The following is a 22,732-nucleotide window of genomic DNA, read 5'->3' on the forward strand; positions in this document are numbered from 1 at the left end:
TAGGGTGGGTAATGCCCACCTGATATTTTGGTAAAATAGTGGCATAAATTTGACAATTAAACCGGGCGCACGTCGGTCATCCGTGTCAACTTAAGGTAGAAAACCAATGCTGGTAAGGTTTTAAGCTGTGTCTATCTACTCCTTGACATTTTCCCCCTCATCCCCTAACCCCAACTCCGGACCTGGGGAGAAGGGGAACCGGATTCTCTTACTCCCCTCTTGCTCCCCTCTCCCAAGCTTGGGAGAGGGGCTGGGGGTGAGGGCTGGCGTGGGAGAGGGGCTGGGGGTGAGGGGTTGAGCTTAAGTTGACACCAATGCACGTCGGTGCGCCCCTACGGTATCTGAACAGAATATATCAGCATCACAGCAATGATCCGAAACTTGACCGAATGGGATGAAGACGACAAGGGCGACGCCGAGGACGAATATGAAGCCCTGCGGCGTTCTTTGAGTTGGACAGAAGGGTTTGGTTTGCTGTTTGTTGACTGTACTCCCGCCACAGCCGATAAATTAATTGAGGATGTTAGGAAAGATTTACCGCAAAAAAGAATCGAGGTTTTACGTCTCACTGAACCGATTGAGAATCTCTATACCGAAATCGCCGCGTTACCGAATCGGGATAGTATCGATATCTTATTTATTCAAGGGCTAGAGCATTCGATTTATGACTATGAAAAGACAATTAAATATAATACAGAACGTCGCAACTATTCATTGTTTTATGTGCCGCGTTTATTCGGACATCTGAACCTACAACGAGAATCATTTCGCGACCATTTTAATATCTGTTTCGTTTTTCTCTTACCCAAATTTGCCCTCACCTATTTCAACCGCCGCGCACCCGACTTCTATGATTGGCGTTCTGGCTTGTTTAAATTAGAGACTCGAGGTGAGTTGGCTTTAGCCGAATTATCTCAAGGGGAAGATGAGTTTTGGTGGAACCAAGGATATCAGAAAGCTATGGCTGGGGATTTGGTAGACGCAATTGTTTGCTGGGAAAAAGCGTTAGATATTGCCCCCGATTCTCACGCTGCCTGGTACAACCGGGGTATTGCCCTAAGAAAGTTAGGAAGATTAGAGGAAGCGATCGCTAGCTACGATAAAGCCTTACAATTTAAACCTGATTTGTATCAAGCCTGGAACAACCGGGGTAATGCCCTGTTTGAGCTAGGAAAATTTGAAGAAGCGATCGCTAGCTACGATAAAGCCTTACAATTTAAACCTGATAAAGATGATGCTTGGAACAACCGGGGTATTGCCCTATTTAATTTAGGAAGATTACAGGAAGCGATCGCTAGCTACGATAAAGCCTTACAATTTAAACCTGATTACCCTGATGCCTTGAACAGTCGGGGTATTGCTTTGAGAAAGTTAGGACGAACAAAAGAAGCGATCGCTAGCTACGATAAAGCCTTACAATTTAAACCTGATGACTATCAAGCCTGGGATAACCGAGGTTTTGTTCTGTATAAGTTAGGACGAATAGAAGAAGCAATTATTTCCTGTAATAAAGCCCTAGAAATTAAACCGGATTACGATAATGCATTTTACAACAAAGCTTGCTATTTGGCGTTGCAAAACCAAATTGATATAGCCTTAGAAAACCTGCAACAAGCCATCACGCTGAATCCTGATCAATACCGAGAGATGGCAAAAACGGATGCTGAATTGGATAACATTCGCCAAGATCCACGATTTCAAGCGTTGATTCAAGAGGACAGGGATTAAGGTTATCAGTAATTCAGTGATTAAAGAGTTTATCAGCCTCTAGTCCTGTGGTACACCGAATTTGATAGATTAGCTTTAGGTACAGAAACATCATCGGATCAGGGGCTAAAGCCCCGACTACGAACGATAGATTAGCTTTAGGTACAGAAACATCATCGGATCAGGGGCTAAAGCCCCGACTACGAACGATAGATTAGCTTTAGGCACAGAAAAATCATCGGATCAGGGGCTAAAGCCCCGACTACGAACGAACCCCAAAGGAGAACTACGCTATGGCAATCTTACAACTTCAAGATGGTACAACCTACACTCAACTCAACGACATTACCCAGGAATTAGCCGCCCTGAATGTGAAACTGAATCATTGGTCAGTTGGCGATAATTCAGAGATTCGCCGCCTGTTGGCGCAAGATTCCTTAACTGATGAAGAAAAGGAACAAATTCTGCAAGCGTTGGATAACTATTTTGAACATCTGAAACAAACCGCAGGTTATCAGTCTCGCGATTTAATTGTGCTGCATCCCGATATCCCCAATCTGGACACAATGCTATCTAAATTTGACCGTTGTCATTACCACACCGATGATGAAGTGCGCTACATTGTCGCGGGTGAAGGGGTGTTTGGGTTTGTGCGTCCCGATGGTTCCCAGGTGGAATTAACGGTGCAGCCTGAAGAATATATTAATGTCCCGGCGAATACGGAACATTGGTTTCATTTAACGCCATCTCGACGGGTGAAAGCGGTGCGTTATTTCACCACAACAGAAGGGTGGGTTCCGGAATATACGGGCACGGAAATTAATTTTGAGGCGTAAATTTCGCCCCGGTATGGACATAGCACACCTAATTTTATGGATTAAAATTTCATCCGGAAACCGCAGGGGCGCACTGACGTGCGCCCTTTGCCGATGTGCGTCCTTTGCCGTTGAAGTGCGGAATGTGGGCTTACGATTTCCTAATGCTCATTTCAGTGCCATTATCCTTAATACTGTTTATTGATAATACCGCTCCCAATTTGGTATCATTCCCTCAACCGTTACGTTCCAACCTAACCCAGTCAGCATCTCGTCATGAAAATTCTCCATGGCACCTGGATTCCCCAAACCTCTGACGCATTCATCCAAACGGGCGCGTTTTATCTGTGGGTGGAAACGGATACCCCTTCTCCCCATAAAACTGCCCACCGCAATACGCATCCGGCTCAATTAACCCAAGCGGATTTAACCAACCTTCTGGTGAATGAACTCGGCATTTCCCCAACCTCATCTAACCCGATTCAGGATCAGATTACCCCCCAATACTTTATTCTGCCCACAACTCACGGACAACCGCTTCCATCACCGGAATTAAGCCGCTATCTGGAAATTGAATTGCCAGAATCTGTGGAGTGGCATATCTGGACAATTGATTGTTATCAGATTAGCCCAGTTTACCAAACATCTGGACGTAAATCTGGCGCAATCGCCCCCGTGATTAAATGCTTAAATGACCTGCATTTTATTGCCCTCTACAATCCCGCAGAACTGCAACTGGGGTCTGATTTACTTTTTTGGTATCACTACACCCAGTCATTTAAACAAGTTATCCTCAAAGACCAATATATTCCAGCGCTGAAATACAGGGAATTACCCCCACCCAAAAGCAAACGTAAACGCAGCGCCAAAACTCAGTTATTTGAACTTTATCCAGGTTGGCAAATTATATCGGATCACTATGAAGAGACGATTGACTATTATCAAGACTATATGCCCCTTGCCTGTGTATCCGGTTACGCCAGTCCCCCCGAACCGATCGAATTTTACGCCAAAGAAACGTTACTGCGGCATTTTTCTGAATGTTTGCTGACGGAGATTGTTACCAATACCCCAATCCCGGCTGTTTTGGATAAAAGAATTAATCATTCTCTGATTACCGATTGCCTCTATTCCTCACAAACTCCCCTAGCCCAAGCCCCTGAACGGGCATTAGACCTCTATAAACAATGGTCAAGTTGGAAACAACAAATTAGGGGAGGATCTGATACCTCCACTTTCCATCTTTGTTTTCAATTAGAAGACCCAGCAGCAGAGTCTTCCGACTCCTGGCAGATTCAGTTTATTGTTGCCTCTAAAAAAGACCCCTCCCTGAAACTAGCAGTTGCCGACTATTGGACTCTGAGTAAAAAAAAGAAAGCCACCGTTTATCAACAATTTGGTCAAGAGTTCGAGAAAACCTTACTCCTAAATCTCGGTTATGCTGCCCGAATTTACCCGCAAATTTGGCGCGGTTTGGAAACCGACCAACCCACAGGGTTAAACCTTACCTTAGAAGAGGCATTCACCTTTCTCAAAGAACAAGCGTGGGTGCTAGAAGATGCCGGATATAAAGTCATTATTCCCGCTTGGTGGACTCCCTCCGGGCGTCAACGTGCCAAGCTGCGCCTCAAGGCTTCCCCGAAAACCTCTCAGTCTACAAAAGCCGCGAGTAAGGGTTATTTTAATCTGGATACCCTTATTCAATATCACTACCAACTCTCCATCGGCGGTCAAGTGGTTACGCCTAAGGAATGGCAACAGTTAGTGGCGGCAAAAACGCCTTTAGTCCAGTTTCGAGGTCAGTGGATTGAACTCGATAAAAATAAGATGCAGCAAATGCTGGACTTTTGGCAATCCCACCAGGAAGAAACGGCAGAAATGACACTGCTGGAGTTGCTCAAGAAAACCAGCGAAGCTGACACAGAGATAGAAGTCGAACATGATGCTATCTTAGGTCAAATGATGGCGTGCTTGAATAACCCCAGCCGACTGGAACCGATTGACAATCCCGCCCACTTAAAAGGAACATTAAGGGAGTATCAAAAACGCGGTGTATCTTGGCTGCAATATTTAGAACAATTGGGACTTAATGGCTGTCTAGCCGATGATATGGGCTTGGGTAAGTCGATTCAGATTATTGCCCAGTTAGTCAAGGAACGGGAAACCGAGTCTTCGGTATCCCCTACCCTGTTAATTGCGCCAACTTCTGTGGTGGGGAATTGGCAAAAAGAGATTGAAAAATTTGCTCCTCATTTGCGTACCTTAGTGCATCATGGCAGTAACCGAATTAAAACCGAAAAGGAGTTTAAATCAGCTAGCCAAACCCTTGATGTAATCATTACCTCATTCACCCTCGCCCGCAAAGACGAAAAACTGTTTAAACGTGTAACTTGGCACCGTTTAGTTCTCGATGAAGCCCAAAACATTAAAAATCCCAAAGCCGCCCAAACCAAAGCGATTCTCAAATTACCCGCCCATCATCGTGTAGCGTTAACCGGAACCCCAATAGAAAACCGTTTATTAGACCTTTGGTCAATTTTCAACTTTCTCAATCCCGGCTATTTAGGCAAACAAGCCCAGTTTCGTAAAGCTTTTGAACTGCCGATTCAAAAAGACAATAACCGCCGACAATCGATCGTGTTAAAACAGTTAGTTCAACCGTTGATTCTACGACGAGTGAAGACAGACAAACAGATTATTAAAGATTTACCAGATAAACTTGAACACAAACAGTATTGTCAGCTTACCCAAGAACAAGCCTCGTTATATGAAGCCGTGGTCAAAGATGTGGAGGCAAAACTGGAAGACGCTGAAGGAATAAACCGCAAAGGGTTAATTTTGTCAACCCTACTGAAACTCAAACAAGTTTGTAATCATCCAGCCCAGTTTCTCCAAGATAACAGCGAATTCTCGCCCACGCGATCGCATAAATTAGAACGCCTGATCGAAATGATTGAGGAGGTGAATGCGGAAGGGGAAAGTTTGCTGGTTTTCACCCAATTTACGGACATTGGTAGCGCCCTAACCAACTATCTGAAACAGACCTTGCATTACAACACTTATTATATTCATGGCGGCATCAGTCGGACAAAACGAGAGCAAATGATTACGGCATTTCAAGACCCCGACACTGAACCTTCGGCGTTTATTTTATCCCTGAAAGCTGGGGGTGTCGGCATCACCTTAACTAAAGCCAATCACGTTTTCCATTTTGACCGTTGGTGGAACCCCGCCGTTGAAGATCAAGCCACTGACCGCGCTTTCCGGATTGGTCAAAAGAAGAATGTTTTTGTGCATAAATTTGTGGCATTAGGTACGTTAGAAGAACGGATTGATCAGATGATTGAAGAGAAGAAAAAATTGTCGGGGGCGATTGTCGGGGCGGATGAGTCATGGTTAACGGAACTGGATAATGAACGGTTTAAACAGTTGATTGCTTTGAATCAAGCCGCTATTTTATAAAGTTAGGAGGGGGAATTTGAGTTAATTTTGGTGGGCAATACCAACGATGGCGGCGTGGCACACCTTAATTGGTGGAGTAGAATTGTAGGGGCGCAAGGCTTGCGCCCAATTCCACAGTCAAATCTATCCCACAATTTTAACTGTGTCAGCCGACAAGTGCTATTAAACTTAGGAGTCATGCAGAATGTCTAGATTCAGCCGAACCTGGTGGGGCAAACGTTTTATTGATGCCTTAGAATCCTTTACCGACTCCGGTAGACTGGGACGAGGGCGTTCTTATGCCAGTGGGGGTAAGATTAAAGAGTATAAAATTATTCAGGGTAAAATAACCGCAAAAGTGAGGGGGTCAATTAATCCCTATTTTGGCGTTTATAACGAACCATTGTACACCACAACCATTGAAATAAAACCAATTTCAGCAGCATCTTGGTCAAAGGCGATCGCGAATTTGTCATCTAAGGCAAGTTTTGTCTCTAAACTACTCATGAATGAGATGCCAGATAATATTGAAGAAGCATTTGCCGATGTCAACCTTCAATTGTTACCCAAAAGCCGTTCTGACTTTACCACCCATTGTTCCTGTCCCGACTGGTCAAATCCCTGTAAACATATTGCCGGGGTGTATTACTTAGTCGCCAACGAATTAGACGCTAACCCATTTTTACTCTTTGAACTCAGAGGTTTATCGCCAGAAAAGCTACAGCAAGAACTGGCTAAATCCCCTTTAGGTCAGGTGTTATCCCAAGCCTTACAGGATCAGGAAGCCGCCATAGAACCCGCCCAATCTTACTATACCCAGCCAGAAAAAATGCCACCACCATCATCTGTGAATCAGAAGGAGTTCTGGTTGGGAGAAAAACGATTACCCTCAATGGTGGAGATGGATGCAACTGTGAATATTCCTGCCATTTTGATTAAAAAAGCCGGAGATATTCCACCCTTTTGGCACAAGGATAGTTCGTTTATTGAAGCAATGGAACAGGTGTATCAGCGAGTGCGGACTAAAAATAAAGAGAGCCTCTGAAAAAGAGAAGTTACAAGCCGAAAGATTTAAAGGGATGTTAATTATGTTACAATACGATCCGAAATTACGCCTACCAACAAGTGCTGAATTGCCTTGTTCCGATGATACGCCTGTGGATAACGAGAATCAAAATTTTATTCCAAACTTACTGTTATTTTTACTAAAGTTTATTTGGGGGAAGCGAACAGATTGGTTTTTTGGGGTGGATATGGGAATTTATCACACCACAGGAGTTAGTCCGTTGGTTCCTGTAGTTCCCGATGGCTTTTTGAGTTTAGGGGTTGAACGTCATCGGCAAGGTAGACAGAGGAAAAGCTATGTCGTTTGGGAAGAAAATGGTGTTGTTCCGATTTTTGTCTTAGAAGTGGCATCGCGAACACCGGGGGGAGAATACGATACGAAGATGGGAATTTATGCCAACTTGGGAGTTTTATATTATCTAGTTTATAACCCCGATTATTGGCAGCGAGATAGGCATCAACCTTTTGAGGTTTACCGCTTAGTAGAGGGAGAGTATCAACTGCAAATTGGTGAACCTTACTGGATGCCAGAAGTTGGCTTAGGGATTGGACGTGCGCCTTACCAAGATGGTGAACTAGAGATTGAAGCGTTGTATTGGTACAATCAGCAGGGTGTCCGTTATTTAACACCTGAAGAACAATTAGCCCGTTATCAAGAACGTTTTGGCGAATTACCAGAGGATTAAGATGACTACCCCTAACCGTCCTAAAGTTTTCATCAAAAAAATTATGCCTGTGGAGTTATTAAACCAGCAGGTATATAGCGTTCCTAAATTGGTTCTGGCAATTTTTGAAAATGAAACCAATGTATAGCAAAGGTTTCAGGGTTTTTAATAGTCGCATCCTATTTAGGGTTGCTATATTATGAGAATGGGGGAAATCCATTCAAGGGATTACATTGCCCACACTACCAATTACCCAATTCTAAGTAAATCGTTCAAATTGGAGTAAAAATAATGAAAATAAAAGGAATCATACGCGGCAAAACGATTGAACTTGCCGAACAACTACCTATCCCAGAGGGACTAGAAATTTGTATCGAAATTCCCGATAACTTAACAACTGACCCAGAGGGAAAGTGGGAGAAACTACAAGCTATCATTGGAGTGTGGAAAGACAATCAGGAAATTGCCGAAATTTTCACTGATATAGATAGAGAACGTCATGCTGATTTAGGGCAACCCATAAATTTTGATGACTTGAACTAACCCCCTTATGTACTTGCTCGATACTAACAGCACTTATTCAGCAACCCCTACTTACAAATGGGGGAATAACTTCAAAAAAGATTGCCGATAAAAATTCAAAACTCGTTGAGTATAATCCGCCGTGGAACCCTGATTATATTGCTGGGGATCACCCGTCATCCACCAAGCCGCCGCTCGCTGTACCGCTACTGTCTCATTGTTACCACTCGCCTCATACTGTTCATTAAACACATCTCCCATCACACAAACTAAAATAGTACGGGCAGTCGCCGGACTCGCTGCAAAATCGGCGGGTGTTAGTTCCTCTCCAATACATTGATTTGACCAACGGGGAATATTTTCTGGTTTAATTTGCCAATCACTGTAAAGTCCATCATTTTCGATTCCTGTTTGTGGTGCGGCGCGTCGTAGTGCTTCCACTAAAGCAGCGACTTTTGTATCAGAAATCGCGTTATTAGCGGCGGAACGGGCGGCGGCTTGAGGCTGAGAGGCGGCTGACGATTGACTTTCCATCGGTTGAGCAGACGATGCTGGTTTTGCCGCCGAGGGAGTCGGGGTGGGTTGAGTGGGAGTTGCAGGTTGTTGTGTCTGGGGATTGCGGCGTTGTTGTTGGTAATTTTTCAGCACATTCTGAATGTAAGTGTAGGTGTAAGAGTTTTCAGGAATGCTATTATATTGACTCCCATCCCCAGTCATCCACCAAGCGGCTGCTCGTTGTATTGCCACCGACTCATTATTATTACTGGCGCGATACTGCTCATTCAATACATCCCGCATCACGCAAACCAAGATAGCCCGCGCCGTAACCGGACTGGCTTCAAAATCGGTCGGTGAAAGTTCTCGTCCAATACATTGCTTTGACCACCGGGGAATGTTACCTGGTTTAATTTGCCAGTCGCTATAGAGTCCATCATCTGCCCTCCCTGTTTGCGGTGCGGCTAGTCGCAGGGCTTCCACAAGCGCTGAAACTTGAGCATCAGAGGCTTGAGCGTATACCGGGGAACTCCAGAATCCCAGAGAAAGTAACGCTGTACTCAGTAGGACTCGTTGAACTGGTTTAATGAATCTGAAACCCATGGCGACAACCCTTGTTTAGCTAAAGAAGTCAATCGTAGGCGTGGTTTTAGAATCAATTGTAGGGGTGGGTTTAGACATTAACGCTAGCTTACCCGCCAATAATTGTTCAACACAACCCGCCTTTATCTAATTGTAGGGGCTACGTTCTTCTGCCAAAGCGCTAATCTTATACTTAGAGACACCCAGACAGCCCGGTTGAAGGAGCAGTGCGATGAATAATCCATTTGACAAATATCAGATTAGTCCCCATAAGTTCGGGATACTGAGAAACCTGATGCTAATGACAACAGGCGCTACGGTAGTTGTCGCCCTGATTTTTGGCATTGGGGTATGGCGCACCGGGTCTCGTTTTTTGGGGCAAGTGACGACGCTGTTTAGCACCCCTCAACCCGCACCCGAAGTTGATGTGCGCTCCTTGATTGTCCAGCAAGTGCGGGAGGCTAGCGACTTAACCACGGCGGTGTTTACGATGGAGGCGGTGGTTCCGACTCGTCAAGCTCGGACGTTGGCAGGGTATCCGATCGCAGAAACCACACTCCTTTATATTGCTTATGGTGAGGTGCGGGCTGGTGTCGATTTGGCAGAACTCAAACCAGAAAATGTGCAAACTGTCAATGATACGCTGCAACTTCAACTGCCACCCCCCAAAATTTTAGATAGCAAAATTGACGTAAATCGGTCTCAGGTGTATGACTACGATCGCGGATTCTTGGGATTAGGACCTGATACAGCACCCCAGTTGCAGATGTTGGCGCAACAAGAAACCTTAAAGAAAATTGTATTCAATGCCTGTGAGCAAGGGGTATTAGACAAAGCCAACGAACGCGCCGAACTGGTTGTGAGTCAGTTGTTGACGACAGCCGGATATAAACAGGTGGAGGTAAATACTCAATCCCCTGTACCTGGTACTTGTCAGTCGGCGGCGTTAGCCTCTCAGCCTGGTAATTGAGTAGATAGGGAGCAATGTAGAGACGTGCCATGGCACGTCTGGGAGATAGGTGTCTTTACAAATGACAAATGACAAATGACCAATGACAAATGACCAATGACCAATGACCAATGACAAATGACAAATGACCAATGACAAATGACCAAGGATCAATTTTTTGTCCCAGAAGTCCCTCAGGAGGATTACCCTGGAATCAGAGGACTTGTAAATATACCAATGAAGATGCGTAGGAGTAGTATAAAACCTTACCAAAGGGACAATTCGCTAATCCAGTCCAGGCAACATCAGTCTACGCCATGCCATCAATTGGCGAATGGAGGTGAACCCTGGTGTTTACATCGGGTTCTCAGTCGAATTGAAGAGGACGTAATTTGGCAATGACTTACTGTCTGGGTATTATTAACCGTTTTGGTATAGTCTTAGCGGCAGACTCTCGCACCAATGCCGGAGTAGACTATATTTCTACTTACAATAAGCTTTTTGATTTTTCCCTGCCAGGAGAACGAGCGATTGTTATATGTACATCGGGAAACCTTTCGATTACCCAAGGGGTGATCAATCGGTTACATCGGGATCTACAGAGTCAGGAAGAACTGAATATTCACTCCCTCCCGAATATGTATGAAGTGACTCGTTATATTGGCAGCAAACTGCGACAAATTCAAGATCAAGACCGTCCTTGGTTAGAACGCGATCGCATTGATTTTAACTGTAGTTTGTTAGTCGGGGGTCAAATTCGCGGCGAAGCACCGCAACTCTATCTGATTTACACCCAAGGTAATTTTATTCAAGCCACGCTGGAAACGCCGTTTTTGCAAATTGGCGAAACCAAGTATGGCAAACCCATTCTCGACCGAACTCTCACTTATGATATGCCCCTAGAGGCTGTTGCCAAGTGCGCTCTGCTGTCTATCGATTCAACCATGAAATCGAATATTTCAGTCGGACCCCCGATTAACTTGGTCATGTATGAAGCTGGCACATTTATGGCTCGCCAGAAACTGCAACTGCGCTTAGGTGATCCCTATCTGGCAAAGATTCGCAAATTGTGGGAAGATTCGTTACGACGGGCATTTGAATCCATGCCAAATATTGAATGGCAGCATCCAGTAGAGGATAATCAACAAGAAGATATTCTGATTGATTAAATTCCCCATGATACACCGAGCGAAGCCGAGGTGTTGCCCATTGCCCATTGCCCATTCCCTATTCCCCATTCCCTGACAAATGACAAATGACGAATGACAAATGACGAATGACAAATGACAAATGACAAATGACAAATGACAAAGGACAAATGACAAATGACAAAGGACAACTAACAAACCGATATTGGATTGGAGCGATCGCGGTTTTGGGAATGCTGGAGACAGCATTCCTCACCGTGGTTGAATGGTTGGGAAAAGCGGCGGAGATTTGTCCCACCCATGGCTGTCAGGCGGTGCTAGAAAGTCCTTATGCCCAGGTTTTTGGACTCCCTCTCCCCCTATTTGGATTTCTTGGCTATACCACTTTGTTAGGGGTTTCCCTAGCACCCTTAGCGATTAAATCCTTGCCATCCGAGTGGGTGCAATCCAGTTGGCTGGTTATGCTGGCAATTACCACCTGTATGCTGGTGAGTAGCGGCTATCTGATGTACGTGATGCTGTTTATTGTCAAGGGAGTTTGTCCCTACTGCATCGCCTCGGCGCTGTTGTCCTTAATCCTATTTCTGTGGACTACCATCGGTCATGATTGGCAAGATATTGGACAAGTTACGCTGACAGGATTGGCGGTTGGTTTGCTGACGTTCACGGGGATAGTGGGAGTCTATACTCAGGTTCCTAGCGCTAGCGCTGCGACAGGAGAATCCGCTCCACCCATTACCCATATCTCCGGTGCGGCTGAACTCACGTTGGCACGTCATTTGAACACTGTAGGGGCAAAGATGTATGGTGCATTTACTTGCCCTCATTGTCACGAACAAAAACAACTTTTTGGTCAAGCGGCATTTAATCAAATTGATTACATTGAATGTCATCCTCGTGGCAAGAATGCCCAACCCGAACGCTGTAAAGCCGCTAATATTAAAGGAGTTCCCACCTGGGAAATTAAGGGACAGTTTTATTCAGGGGTACAACCATTAGACCGATTGGCAGATATTTCCGGTTATCAGGGTTCAGAGGCGTTTAAGTACGAGTTTCCTTATTGATCTGTTCACGGAACTTATGAACACAATTGAGTGGAAAGTTCCCCCATTATATCCCGAAGTTCAGCAGAGGGATTATCTACCCGATATACTTCTTGCAACGCATCTGACCAAAGTTGCTGTTTACTGAAATAATTGGCTCGTTCTAATGCCATTTCTTCAGTCGTTGCCCCTTTTTCCTTCAATTGTGCGGCTAAAATAATCAATCGCACCCGAATGCGATCGCGCTGTTTACCATCTAAGACGGTAAAGGGTATAAATCGTATAGGTTGGCTATCGTCTGCCTGATCAAAAATGACCCAGTGGTAAGTTTGACCAGGTTCTAAGGGATCTCCTGTATAAGCCACACGATTCACGCCGTCTGTATCACTCGCTGCAATCGGTTGACGCCAAATCACTTGCTCACTATTTGCCTGACGAATACCAATTTCACCGATTTTTCCTTGCCAAACAAATACGGGGCGATTATGCCAAAGTGTGGCTGAATTTCTATGGTATTCTGGTGTAATTAGGCAAAGGTCAACGGGTCGTGAGCCTAAGGGCGGATCTTCTTTGCGATTTAACAAATCTTGGCGAATGGTTCTCCAGGATACATCGGGATGAATCGGGGCAGTTAGCGCTAGTTTTGCTGTAGATAAAACGAGACAAGTTGTCCAAAATAAACACTGTATTCCGTTAAGATTCACCATTCAATCGTCTCCAAAAAATAGATAGTGCGTAAATCCAAATTGTAACTGATGGTAAAAACAAGGGAACCAATAGGGCGGCGGAAATATAAACCTGTAAGCTAATGATTCCATAAATAGCGGTGGCACTGGTTAATAGTAGCAACCCTTGTCCTGTCCGAATTTGTTGGCGTTCACTGAGGAGTAACACCATTCCTTTACCGAGAAATGCCGCAATACCAACCATCCATAAATCTGGTATTGGAATTACTAATCGCTGGCTTAATAATTGGTGCATGGTATAGGCATGAGATTCGCCCCCTGTATATACAGGGGGATAATTCAGGTGCGGATTTTGCGATCGCCAATAGTCTACAGCCATAGGAATGGGAAAGTTATCACTCCCTCCATCGGTTACCCCAGCTTGGTCATATCCGCCTGCTGCAATCAGGACAACTTGCTGGTTTAATTGTGCCGCTGTTGGTGCATTCTCGGTATTTTCTAGTAACTCCCAAGCGGCAATTGTTTGATACGCATAATCCGGGGGAATGGAAAAATCAATAATTGGATATAACCAAAGTTGTTGGAAATTTCGCGATGGGTTTGTAATTGCAGGAAGACGCAACGGATGCAAAAATTCCGTGAGGGGATTGGGTGCAGGATTGTTGTCTAAATAGTGAATGAATCGGGTGCGGAAATTTGCCGATGAATCGGTCTCGGTTAATCGCTGCGGTTGGGGTAAATTCGGATTAGGGGTTTGATTGGCGGCGTGGGCGAGGGCTAATAAATAGGCAAAGGAACAACTATCGGCACAATTGGCATTAGGGGAGAGAAGTTTGGTATACCAAAGCGGCGCATTAATATAAGCCTCTAAACTCCAATTAGGGTGGGCGAGACTATCAATGATTCCCAGTTCTTCGTTCCCAGTTTTTGCCGAAGCAAAGACTAACCAGGTTTGTTTTTTGTCAATGGATTGCTGAATAGACTGCGCCAGAACATCATCTTCATCGGTGGGACTATCCAGGAGATAATCTAAGCCAATAACTTTGGCATCTAATGCAGTAAGCTGATCAATAAGACGGGCTAAATAGGTGCGGTCAATGGGATTAATGCGGCGTGCATCAATATTGGCATGGATGAGAGACTCGCGATCAATATGCACTAAGAGAACAGAGGGAGATTTCTCTGTAGGAAGCTGTTCAGTAATATTCCGATAAACCGACTGCATCCAAACCCGCCGTTCCAGTAGAAAATCTTGCACCCCAGGGCGTAAACTAAGAAACATGAGAACCAAAAGTGCGATCGCTTCGGGTTTGGTTGGTAACCAACGCTTGACCCGTTGCTTCCAGCCTGTGGGTTCTAAGCGAAATGGGGGGGCGTCAGGATGGCGAAATAGGGAGGGAACTAGATAGGCGCTGGGATAGGTGAGATGCTTTTCTAATTTGAGATACTGACAAGCCGCCCGCAGAGATTCTTGCACATCATGAAACTGGGCTAACCGTTGCAGAAACTGCACCAGGAATTCTTGGGCGACTTGATTGTGAATCGGTTCTCGCATCACCGCCACCTGAGGAAAGCCCAAATCAATCAGGGAATTGGCTAAACTGAGTCCATTACAGGAATTAAACAGGGCAAACTGTAAGCCGCGTTCCTTGGCGATTTTCAGGGGGGTGGCGATTTCACTGAAATTCAGAGACACTCCCGGCGCGATCGCAAACTCTCCTCCGGTTAAGATAGTTTCATTACTATGACCTGCGAAAAATAAGATATCCCAGCCGCGTTCATCGGTAATGTGCTTGACAATTTCCGTTTTTAATGCATCCGTTTCCTGTCCCGGTTGCCAACCGACAAACACAACCTCAGCAATTCCAGAGAGCGATCGCACCGCCTCTTGATCCGCGTTAAAATTTAATCCGGTATCATCTCCCCAAATCACCAAAACCCGCGCCCGTCGCCGCCGCCTCGGTGTCACCGTTGTCCCTTGAATCGTCAGAGGTGTCCGCAGGATATGAATTTGACCCTGTACCGCAAACTCGGTGCCAATTTCCCAAGCTTCCCAGGGTAATCGGGCGAGTTCTAGGGGATTACAGGTAATAAAAATTTCGATAATCGGGGTAGTATCTTTCGTCCCCTGATCTCGAACCGCCTGAACGATACGAGAACGAAGTTCAAACAACTCCCCTCGCCGCAACCATTGATGAAACTCGTAGAGTAACTTTGCCTCAGCTTGAACCAATTTAGCGTGCCAATCGATGGGTGGTTTCCTCAAGTTCCCCATTTGAGACACCCGCCCTCGCAGCGCCTGCTTATAGAAACTCAGATAGACTGAACTCCACTCCTGATACAGTGTGGTTAGGGTTTCTGGATAGGGTACAGTCACACCAATTTGTTGTCCTCGTCCCCAGGACAACTCAAACAGACAAGCCTGTTCGACGCGCTGCACTTTGAGATAGAACACAAAACGGTTGGGAGTCATAGTCGATGAAATCGCCAATTGGCAACCAAGATGCCTCGTTTATTGATTCTATCTCTCAGCCATCAGGGGGATATGCAAGGGAGAATGTCAACTTATTAACTATTAGACCAGAAACCGTAGGGGCGCACAGACGTGCGCCCGATTCAATTTTGGGTGCGTTGGTTCGTTCGTCGTTCGTCGTTCGTAGTCGGGGCTTTAGCCTTTAGTACCCCGACAAACAATAAATTGATCAAATCCTTACTCGTAAATCCAAGGATTGATGGTTGGTTGCCAACTTACCAGTTCCTCTTCCTTAAACCAAAGCTTAATTTCCTCTTTAGCCGTGTCTGGTCCATCGGAACCATGAATCAGGTTGCGACCAACGGTAACGCCAAAATCACCCCGAATCGTTCCCGGTTCAGCGCTGAGGGGATTAGTTGCACCAATGATTTTCCGGGCGGAGGCGATAATCCCCTCTCCTTCCCAAACCATTGCCACAACCGGACCAGAGGTGATGAATTCAATGAGTCCAGCAAAAAATCCCTTGTCTTTGTGAACTGCATAATGTTGTTCAGCCAGTTCCCGGCTAACACTCATCAGCTTGAGTCCCACCAGGGTAAAGCCTTTTGTTTCCAGCCGTTGGATAATTTCACCCACCAGATTACGCTGGACGCCATCTGGCTTAATCATCAGAAATGTCCGCTCCAAGTTTCTCTCCTCAACATTTTTTACAAATTACCAAACCCAGATTAGACCATATTCGTGTCCATCGCCCAATTCGACTAAATCTGGGTCAACTAAATAGATGGTAGGGACAAGGCAACAGGCAACAGGCAACAGGCAACAGGACTCAAGGTATAAAGGTTACAAAGGCGGATTTGGTATCATGTTTCAGCAAGGCGAGAGACGTTCCATGGAACGTCTCTACAAATTCCAGATGTGCTGTTACCCGTTGGTTTACTTGTTCTTGGTTTGTCCTTTAGCCTGTTCTAAGGCGATTTCTTTCAGCGCCTGATAAGAATTGGAATTTGAGGTTCCTTCAATTGCCTTAACTGCTAAATCTTGCACCTGTTTCAGCGCCGCATCCAGTTGTTTGGAGAGATTTTCAATGCGGGCTTCTTGGTTTTCAATGGTTTCTTGCAGCGATTCAATCCGTAGGTCATAGAACCGCTTTTGTCCGTCGATTTCTAACTGTTGTAAATCTGCCTTAACTTTAACTTGATTATTCGCGATCGCCTTTCCTTGTTCTTTGGCTTTCTTAACCGCCGCTTCCTTCTCTTGGTCAAAGGCGTCTACCTTAGATTTTAACTCATCAAACGTCTTCTCCTGTTGTGCGATCGCCTTTTCTCGTTCCTCCCATTGCTGTTGTTGCGCTTGATTGGCTTCTTCCAATTCCTTGTACAGCGTTTTCTGCTGCTGTTCGTAAGTATCCTGATCTAAATTACGACGTAATTCCAAATCATACTTGTACTCTTGCTCCTCCCGTTGACGACTTCTTTGATGGTCTTCATTCCGCTCCTTAATTGCCTGTTGATGTTCAGCTTGCTCTTTTTGCCAAGCTTGACGCAAGTCCTGAATTTCTTGTTCTAATGCCTCTCGCTGTTGACTGAGTTCGGCTTCAAAGGCTTTGGAGTTTTCTTCGTAAGTTTCAATTAACTCATCCAGCGTATCTTCTTCAATGTCGTCTAAATCATATAAAGCTTCAAGCTGTTGTGTTTCTTCGGCAACCGCTTGGCGCAATTCTTGTAAACTTGCGGCTTCAGTCGTGAGTTTTTCCGATAACTCACTCACCGCTCCCCCAAATCCAACTTGCAACTCAACCAGACAATCCATTGTTGCTGTCATTTTATCGGAAGCGGTAGACAGCTTTTTACTCACGATTCCAGCGTGCTGACCATTTGGGGACGCGCCGTTATTTTTGACCTCTTTCTGAAGTTGTTTTAGTTTACTTTCTAACTCTTTCCGCTCTTTCCATAATTCTTCATAAGATTCGAGAATTTCAGCTTTGGTGTTTTTGCTATTGGGTTTGCTTGCCATAATTCTTACCTGGGTTATTTTGAGTTGTGATGAATGATAAGTTAAGGGTTGGGTTAGGGCGGGTTTAGTTACGTTATCGGTTTTCTCCCAAACGTTATCGGTAAAACCCGCTGCTACCAACCTGCTTACCCTAGAGGGGCGGGTTTAGTTAAGTTATCGGTTTTGTGCAAAACGTTATCGGTAAAACCCGCCCCTACATAATTGGTTTAGGCTTTAGTTTTTTGTTCATTATTATTTGTCGAACTATCAAACGCTCTCATTGCCAACGCCTGAGACTGCTTGAGGCTATCCTGCAACTGAGCATAGAGTTGATTAATTTGTTCAGTCTGCTTTTGAATTGTTTCTTCCAGGGATTGAACTTTGAACTCATAACTTTGCTTATTGGCTTCCCATTCTTTATCCAGTAACTCAGCTTTGACTTTGGCGTCTTGGTGAACGTCTTTAATCGCCTCTTCCCTGGCTTTTTTCACCGATTCGTCTAAGTCTTTGGGGAAATTATCAACTTTTTGCTGATAGTCTTTAAATAGAGGCTGACGCTCTTGCAGAATCTTTTCCCGTTCCGACCAATGTTTTTCTTTTTCTTGGTTGGCTTCGCGCAGTTCTCGTTCTTGGTTACGTTTTAAGGTTTCGTATTCATCAGCCTCAATTTTGCGCTGACGTTCTAGTTGGTAAGTATAGTCAGATTCTTGCTGTTGTCGCTCTTTGGCTAATGATTCAGCTTCTTCCTGAATCTTCTGCTCAAATTCCGCCTGTTCTTTTAACCAGGATTTGTGCTTATCGGCTTTATCTTTCTCAATTGACTGACGCTGTTCTGTGGTGGTTTGTTCAAGACGTTTCAGGTTTTCTTGGTGTTCTTGGGTGAGAATATGCAAAGCATCAGCGACGACGCGAATTTGTTGCAAGTATTGTAATTGCTGCGTTTCTACCTGAATAGCTAACTTGAGTTGATCCCCTTTTGCTGATTCGCTGGTTAATTTTTCCGAGAGTTGATTAATAATTGTGCCAAAGTCTAATTGTAAATCTGCGAGTCCTTTGACAATACTATCAACGGTGTAGGTTGAGGCGACGTCTAGAACCTGTTGATTTTTCTGTTTTTCAGCTTCTTCTTCCTTCGTGGCGATTTTGGAGTCAATGGTTTTGCGTTGGTTCAGGATTTGCTCAAAGGCTTTAAAAATTTGGTCTTTGCTGTCTTTTGTTGCAACCACAATTAGTCTCCTTATTCTCAATAACTTACATTAATCCGCGATCGCATGTTCCCTAGGTTAGCCTTTAGGGTTTGGGTATGGGTGTGATCTGGGTGTTTAGGGCTGTTCACTGGACTCGCGATCGCCTAGTTCGCATTTAGTACATTTGTACTATAAACAGTATAGTCAGATTCTTCTACGACTGTCAAGTCCAGCAAGCAGCACTCAGACAGCGTAAATTAGAGATATATTGAGAATTTGCCGAAATTTAGCAGATACAGCAGATTTGGTGGTTGATGAGGTACAGCCTTAAGCAAGATCCCCGACTTCGTAGGAGTTGTCGGGGATCTGTCTGTGTACCTCACAGCTTATACAGGACATGTTGTGTCCCTACTCTGAATCTATGGATATGTTCTAACTTAATAACGTTCTAACGATGAGAATAAAGTCCTGGTGCATAAGCTTCTAACACTTTACCCGTGCGGAAGCAGTTGATCATCAAGTAATCACACGCTGGACATTGAGTATTAGAGATATTCGTTTTAAAACAGTATTCTCGTTGAGCTTTACTGCCACAATTCGGACAATGTATTTCTTGTTTTATCTGCATTTTGTAACGGGTTTTATGACAAAAAATGATTGAAATTAACCACTTAAATTAAATTTCCATGATTAAATTATGCCAAAGATTTAAACCAATTTTTGCTTTCTTAATATTTGCTTAATCTTTACTTAATCTTTACATTTGGCTATTGGATTCTACCGTTGCCGATGCAGACAGACCCATCTATCGGGCGAGGGAGGTTGTTTCGTCAAATGTTAAGAATAGTAAATAGAACCAGGATGACTCATGAAAATCTTCAGAACCATGGAAGCGCAACAACGCAGGAACCTACTCGCTCTATTCGCGGCGGGTCTTCTGTTTTGGTCAAGTTTAGCTTCGATGCTACCAGCATTACCCCCTTACATTGAAGACATGGGGGGAACAACCCAGCAAGTCGGGATGGTGATGGGCGGCTTTGCGATCGGGTTGTTAATGTTTCGACAACGTTTAGGACATTTAGCCGATCAACATAGCCGTAAACTGGTGATCCTGATTGGTACGATTGTGATGGCGATCGCACCTTTAGGGTATTTGTTTGCGGATTCGATTGCCTGGTTAATGGCAATCCGGGTCTTTCACGGGATTGGTTTAGCGGCATTTACGACAGGCTATATCGCCTTGGTGACCGATTTGTCACCCGTAGGTCAGCGAGGAGAGTTGATTGGCTATATGAGTCTGGTGACGCCCTTGGGTATGGGATTAGGTCCAGCCTTGGGGGGATTGCTGGAAGCTCAAGCGGGTTACACCGCGTTTTTTCTATTTTCTGGGGGACTGGGTTTATTAGCGTTTGTTTGTGCTAGCCAGGTGCGGGAACCTGAGCGAATCCAGGGAGCAAAATCGAAAACAGCTAAACTGACATTCAAAGGATTCTGGCAGCTATTGGTGAGTCCCCGGTTGCGGATTCCGGCTGTGGTGTTGCTTTTGGCTGGGTTGGCGTTTGGTGGGGTGAGTACATTTGCGGCGTTGTATATCCGAGCCACAAATGTCGATTTAAATCCGGGCTGGTTTTTCACGGCGGTGGCGATAGGGAGTTTCGGGATGCGTTTAATCGCGGGGCGGGCGTCTGATCGGTACGGACGAGGCGTGTTTATTACCGGGAGTCTGATTGGCTATGGAATCGCCTTAACCCTGTTTTCTCAAGCGCAAACCCCACAAGCCTTTTTGGTGATTGGTTTAATTCAAGGATCAGGGGCGGGGATTTTATTACCCTTGATGATCGCCTTAATTTCCGATCGCTCCGGTGCCCATGAACGTGGGCGCGTGTTCTCGGCTTGTATTGCGGGGTTTGATTTAGGGATTGCGATCGCAGGTCCGGTTTGGGGTACGATGGCTGAACCTCTGGGCTATCCCAGCATTTTTCTGGGCGCAGCGGGTTTGATTGTCTTAGCTGTGATTATTTTCACGACTCAATCGAGCAAAACCTTATCTCATTCCCTCAGATTTGCTGTAGGGCGGGAGCGAGATATTTATGTTTATCGAGAGGTCGAGTCTTAGTGTTCCGGGTGCAGGAGAATGTAGAGACGTAGCATGCTACGTCTGGAAGCAGGGGGAGCAGGGGGAGCAGGGGGAGCAGGGGGAGCAGAGGGAGCAGGGGGAGATAGGGAAGCTGGGGGAGATTTCCCATGACAAATGACGAATGACGAATGACGAATGACGAATGACAAATGACGAATGACAAATGACCAATGACAATCATTGATAAAATAGAGAGCCGTTAGAGAAAGTAGCAATGACTCCATCTCCTTCATACTCTGATCCACAGTTACTTAAGAGCGATTTAGCGGCACTTATTGAGCGACTGCCAAATCTGACTGATGAAAAATGGATTCAACGTGCTTTAGGCGTACTGGTTCGGCTGACTCAGGAGGAGATTGATCGCCTAGATTGGAAAATCCTCACGGCGACGTTAGAGGATATGGAATCTGCCTTTCAAGTATTCTATCCCTATCGTCACGTTCGCAAGGTCACGATTTTTGGGTCAGCCCGGATTGACTCCCAGACGCCAGAATATAAAATCGCTGCTGAGTTTGCCCGCTATTTGACCCAGCACGGTTTTATGGTGATGACAGGCGCTGGCGGTGGCATTATGGAAGCCGGACATTTAGGTGCTGGCGCGGAAAATTCCTTTGGTTTGAATATTCAGCTTCCCTTTGAGGAAACGAATCCGTTTATTCAGGGAGATCCGAAACTGATTCGGTTTAAATATTTCTTTACCCGCAAACTATTCTTCCTTAAAGAAAGTGACGCGATCGCGCTTTTTCCGGGTGGCTTTGGTACGCAGGATGAAGCGTTTGAATGTTTAACCCTCTGTCAAACCGGGCGACTTGAACCAGTACCATTGGTTTTGATTGATCGCCCTGGTGGTACATACTGGCACGATTGGGATGCCTATCTTCGCAAGCATTTAATTCAACGAGGGTTAATCAGCCCAGAAGATACTAGCCTTTATACGGTGACGGATAATCTGGATGTGGCTTATGAGGCAATTCATCAGTTCTACAGTGTCTATCACTCTAGTCGTTATGTCGGCGATCGGTTCGTGATGCGGCTTAAATCAGAGTTGTCTGATGCTGAGGTTGAACAGCTTAATGCTGAGTTTAGTGATATTGTCGTCAAAGGTCAGATTGACAAGAGCAACGCTTTACCGGAAGAACTTCCGGATGAAACAGCGGATTTGCCCCGCTTAATTTTTTACTTTAACCGCAAAGATTCTGGACGTCTCTATCAATTGATTGCTCGGATTAGTCAAATGGCGGCTGCATCCCCAGAAACAACCCATCCTGAACGTAAATAAATAGGTAGGCACAATAAACGTTAAAGGCGGAGGTCGTCATTTGTCATTTGTCATTCGTCCTTTGTCATTTGTCATTTGTCATTTGTCATTTGTCATTTGTCATTTGTCATTTGTCATTTGTCATTTGTCATTTGTCATTTGTCATTTGTCATTTGTCATGGGAAATCTCCCCCAGCTTCCCCAGCTTCCCCAGCTTCCCCAGCTTCCCCTGCTCCCCCAGCTTCCCCAGCTTCCCCAGCTTCCCCTGCTCCCCCAGCTCCCCCAGCTCCCTCAGCTTCCCCTGCTTCCCCTGCTCCCCCAGCTCCCCCAGCTCCCCCAGCTCCCCCAGCTCCCCCAGCTCCCCCTGCTCCCTCAGCTCCCCCAGCTCCCCCAGCTCCCCCTGCTCCCCCTGCTCCTGATAACTCCCCCATCTCCCCTGCACCCCCAACACCTCCGCTTCCTTTCTTCTTGAAACAGATAATGGGAGAAAAAAGAATGAACACAATTATAAATATATTTTCAGGGCAAAAAATATATTTATTTTTATTTTTAAAGCCAAATATT

Annotated in this window: 20 protein-coding genes; 13 read left to right on the forward strand and 7 right to left on the reverse strand. The window is 45.3% G+C overall.

Features of this window, described 5'->3' with window-relative positions; genetic code table 11:
- Nucleotides 1-369: 369 nt before the first annotated feature.
- The 7 genes from RIC07_RS23010 to RIC07_RS23040 all read left to right on the forward strand — a co-directional run bounded on the left by RIC07_RS23010 (nt 370) and on the right by RIC07_RS23040 (nt 8,236).
- On the forward strand, nt 370-1,728 hold the full coding sequence (locus RIC07_RS23010) for a tetratricopeptide repeat protein (protein WP_446396543.1): 1,359 nt from the start codon (nt 370-372) through the stop codon (nt 1,726-1,728).
- 272 nt (nt 1,729-2,000) lie between these two features.
- Nucleotides 2,001-2,543 carry a 1,2-dihydroxy-3-keto-5-methylthiopentene dioxygenase gene (locus tag RIC07_RS23015; protein ID WP_446396544.1) on the forward strand — a complete coding sequence of 181 codons (543 nt, stop codon included), beginning with the start codon at nt 2,001-2,003 and terminating at the stop codon, nt 2,541-2,543.
- 255 nt (nt 2,544-2,798) lie between these two features.
- A complete protein-coding gene (locus RIC07_RS23020; protein WP_446396545.1) occupies nt 2,799-5,984 on the forward strand; it encodes a DEAD/DEAH box helicase in 3,186 nt (1,061 codons plus the stop codon).
- A 184-nt stretch (nt 5,985-6,168) separates the two neighbouring features.
- Nucleotides 6,169-7,008 (forward strand): SWIM zinc finger family protein, encoded by an 840-nt coding sequence (locus RIC07_RS23025; protein WP_446396546.1) that lies wholly within the window; start codon nt 6,169-6,171, stop codon nt 7,006-7,008.
- 43 nt (nt 7,009-7,051) lie between these two features.
- Nucleotides 7,052-7,714, forward strand: coding sequence for a Uma2 family endonuclease (locus RIC07_RS23030; RefSeq protein ID WP_446396547.1), 663 nt, complete (start codon nt 7,052-7,054; stop codon nt 7,712-7,714).
- Between the two features lies 1 nt (nt 7,715).
- Nucleotides 7,716-7,841 carry a hypothetical protein gene (locus RIC07_RS23035; RefSeq protein ID WP_446396548.1) on the forward strand — a complete coding sequence of 42 codons (126 nt, stop codon included), beginning with the start codon at nt 7,716-7,718 and terminating at the stop codon, nt 7,839-7,841.
- Between the two features lie 143 nt (nt 7,842-7,984).
- Complete coding sequence (locus RIC07_RS23040) at nt 7,985-8,236, forward strand: hypothetical protein (RefSeq protein ID WP_446396549.1); 252 nt, start codon at nt 7,985-7,987, stop codon at nt 8,234-8,236.
- 51 nt (nt 8,237-8,287) lie between these two features.
- On the opposite strand, the gene RIC07_RS23045 is transcribed toward RIC07_RS23040, so the two are convergent.
- Entirely contained in the window at nt 8,288-9,313 is a 1,026-nt protein-coding gene (locus tag RIC07_RS23045; RefSeq protein WP_446396550.1) for a hypothetical protein, read from the reverse strand.
- A gap of 211 nt (nt 9,314-9,524) precedes the next feature.
- On the opposite strand from RIC07_RS23045, the gene RIC07_RS23050 reads away from it, so the two are divergent.
- The 3 genes from RIC07_RS23050 (at nt 9,525) to RIC07_RS23060 (ending at nt 12,453) form a co-directional block, all read left to right on the forward strand.
- Nucleotides 9,525-10,262 carry a DUF4230 domain-containing protein gene (locus tag RIC07_RS23050; protein ID WP_006100967.1) on the forward strand — a complete coding sequence of 246 codons (738 nt, stop codon included), beginning with the start codon at nt 9,525-9,527 and terminating at the stop codon, nt 10,260-10,262.
- Between the two features lie 377 nt (nt 10,263-10,639).
- Nucleotides 10,640-11,410, forward strand: coding sequence for a peptidase (locus RIC07_RS23055; protein WP_446374406.1), 771 nt, complete (start codon nt 10,640-10,642; stop codon nt 11,408-11,410).
- A gap of 128 nt (nt 11,411-11,538) precedes the next feature.
- A complete protein-coding gene (locus RIC07_RS23060) occupies nt 11,539-12,453 on the forward strand; it encodes a vitamin K epoxide reductase family protein (protein WP_446396551.1) in 915 nt (304 codons plus the stop codon).
- A 14-nt stretch (nt 12,454-12,467) separates the two neighbouring features.
- Here the strand turns inward: RIC07_RS23060 and RIC07_RS23065 are convergent, their stop codons facing one another.
- A complete protein-coding gene (locus RIC07_RS23065) occupies nt 12,468-13,139 on the reverse strand; it encodes a DUF928 domain-containing protein (RefSeq protein ID WP_446396552.1) in 672 nt (223 codons plus the stop codon).
- Nucleotides 13,126-15,591 (reverse strand): CHASE2 domain-containing protein, encoded by a 2,466-nt coding sequence (locus tag RIC07_RS23070; protein WP_446396553.1) that lies wholly within the window; start codon nt 15,589-15,591, stop codon nt 13,126-13,128. Before RIC07_RS23070 ends, RIC07_RS23065 begins: the two co-directional genes overlap by 14 nt.
- Nucleotides 15,592-15,596: 5 nt before the next feature.
- On the opposite strand from RIC07_RS23070, the gene RIC07_RS23075 reads away from it, so the two are divergent.
- Nucleotides 15,597-15,797: a hypothetical protein gene (locus RIC07_RS23075; protein WP_446396554.1), complete on the forward strand. Its 201-nt coding sequence runs from the start codon at nt 15,597-15,599 to the stop codon at nt 15,795-15,797.
- A gap of 31 nt (nt 15,798-15,828) precedes the next feature.
- Here RIC07_RS23075 and ndk read toward each other — a convergent pair whose 3' ends face one another.
- From ndk to RIC07_RS23090, 3 genes are all read right to left on the reverse strand, one after another.
- Nucleotides 15,829-16,278: a nucleoside-diphosphate kinase gene (ndk, locus tag RIC07_RS23080; RefSeq protein WP_446369912.1), complete on the reverse strand. Its 450-nt coding sequence runs from the start codon at nt 16,276-16,278 to the stop codon at nt 15,829-15,831.
- 249 nt (nt 16,279-16,527) lie between these two features.
- The gene (locus tag RIC07_RS23085; RefSeq protein ID WP_446396579.1) at nt 16,528-17,610 is read right to left on the reverse strand and encodes a hypothetical protein; all 1,083 of its coding nucleotides are present in this window, start codon (nt 17,608-17,610) and stop codon (nt 16,528-16,530) included.
- Between the two features lie 203 nt (nt 17,611-17,813).
- Entirely contained in the window at nt 17,814-18,812 is a 999-nt protein-coding gene (locus RIC07_RS23090) for a hypothetical protein (protein WP_446396555.1), read from the reverse strand.
- Between the two features lie 829 nt (nt 18,813-19,641).
- On the opposite strand from RIC07_RS23090, the gene RIC07_RS23095 reads away from it, so the two are divergent.
- Both RIC07_RS23095 and RIC07_RS23100 read left to right on the forward strand, forming a co-directional pair.
- On the forward strand, nt 19,642-20,889 hold the full coding sequence (locus RIC07_RS23095; RefSeq protein WP_446396556.1) for an MFS transporter: 1,248 nt from the start codon (nt 19,642-19,644) through the stop codon (nt 20,887-20,889).
- A gap of 235 nt (nt 20,890-21,124) precedes the next feature.
- Entirely contained in the window at nt 21,125-22,189 is a 1,065-nt protein-coding gene (locus RIC07_RS23100) for an LOG family protein (RefSeq protein ID WP_446374422.1), read from the forward strand.
- Nucleotides 22,190-22,344: 155 nt separating this feature from the next.
- Here RIC07_RS23100 and RIC07_RS23105 read toward each other — a convergent pair whose 3' ends face one another.
- Nucleotides 22,345-22,671, reverse strand: a complete 327-nt coding sequence (locus RIC07_RS23105; RefSeq protein WP_446396557.1) for a hypothetical protein — start codon at nt 22,669-22,671, stop codon at nt 22,345-22,347.
- Between the last annotated feature and the right edge of the window lie 61 nt (nt 22,672-22,732).

This window comes from Coleofasciculus sp. E1-EBD-02 (assembly GCF_040218245.1).
GTDB lineage: Bacteria > Cyanobacteriota > Cyanobacteriia > Cyanobacteriales > Coleofasciculaceae > Coleofasciculus.

What these genes read in the sequence shown, in the direction of transcription:
- RIC07_RS23075 (WP_446396554.1), top strand. Translation starts at nt 15,597, where the DNA reads ATGAAATCGCCAATTGGCAACCAAGATGCCTCGTTTATTGATTCTATC.
- RIC07_RS23100 (WP_446374422.1), top strand. Translation starts at nt 21,125, where the DNA reads ATGACTCCATCTCCTTCATACTCTGATCCACAGTTACTTAAGAGCGAT.
- RIC07_RS23020 (WP_446396545.1), top strand. Translation starts at nt 2,799, where the DNA reads ATGAAAATTCTCCATGGCACCTGGATTCCCCAAACCTCTGACGCATTC.
- RIC07_RS23055 (WP_446374406.1), top strand. Translation starts at nt 10,640, where the DNA reads ATGACTTACTGTCTGGGTATTATTAACCGTTTTGGTATAGTCTTAGCG.
- RIC07_RS23025 (WP_446396546.1), top strand. Translation starts at nt 6,169, where the DNA reads ATGTCTAGATTCAGCCGAACCTGGTGGGGCAAACGTTTTATTGATGCC.
- RIC07_RS23010 (WP_446396543.1), top strand. Translation starts at nt 370, where the DNA reads ATGATCCGAAACTTGACCGAATGGGATGAAGACGACAAGGGCGACGCC.
- RIC07_RS23045 (WP_446396550.1), bottom strand. Translation starts at nt 9,313, where the DNA reads ATGGGTTTCAGATTCATTAAACCAGTTCAACGAGTCCTACTGAGTACA.
- RIC07_RS23050 (WP_006100967.1), top strand. Translation starts at nt 9,525, where the DNA reads ATGAATAATCCATTTGACAAATATCAGATTAGTCCCCATAAGTTCGGG.
- RIC07_RS23065 (WP_446396552.1), bottom strand. Translation starts at nt 13,139, where the DNA reads ATGGTGAATCTTAACGGAATACAGTGTTTATTTTGGACAACTTGTCTC.
- RIC07_RS23030 (WP_446396547.1), top strand. Translation starts at nt 7,052, where the DNA reads ATGTTACAATACGATCCGAAATTACGCCTACCAACAAGTGCTGAATTG.
- RIC07_RS23060 (WP_446396551.1), top strand. Translation starts at nt 11,539, where the DNA reads ATGACAAATGACAAAGGACAAATGACAAATGACAAAGGACAACTAACA.
- RIC07_RS23015 (WP_446396544.1), top strand. Translation starts at nt 2,001, where the DNA reads ATGGCAATCTTACAACTTCAAGATGGTACAACCTACACTCAACTCAAC.
- RIC07_RS23040 (WP_446396549.1), top strand. Translation starts at nt 7,985, where the DNA reads ATGAAAATAAAAGGAATCATACGCGGCAAAACGATTGAACTTGCCGAA.
- RIC07_RS23070 (WP_446396553.1), bottom strand. Translation starts at nt 15,591, where the DNA reads ATGACTCCCAACCGTTTTGTGTTCTATCTCAAAGTGCAGCGCGTCGAA.
- RIC07_RS23095 (WP_446396556.1), top strand. Translation starts at nt 19,642, where the DNA reads ATGAAAATCTTCAGAACCATGGAAGCGCAACAACGCAGGAACCTACTC.
- RIC07_RS23035 (WP_446396548.1), top strand. Translation starts at nt 7,716, where the DNA reads ATGACTACCCCTAACCGTCCTAAAGTTTTCATCAAAAAAATTATGCCT.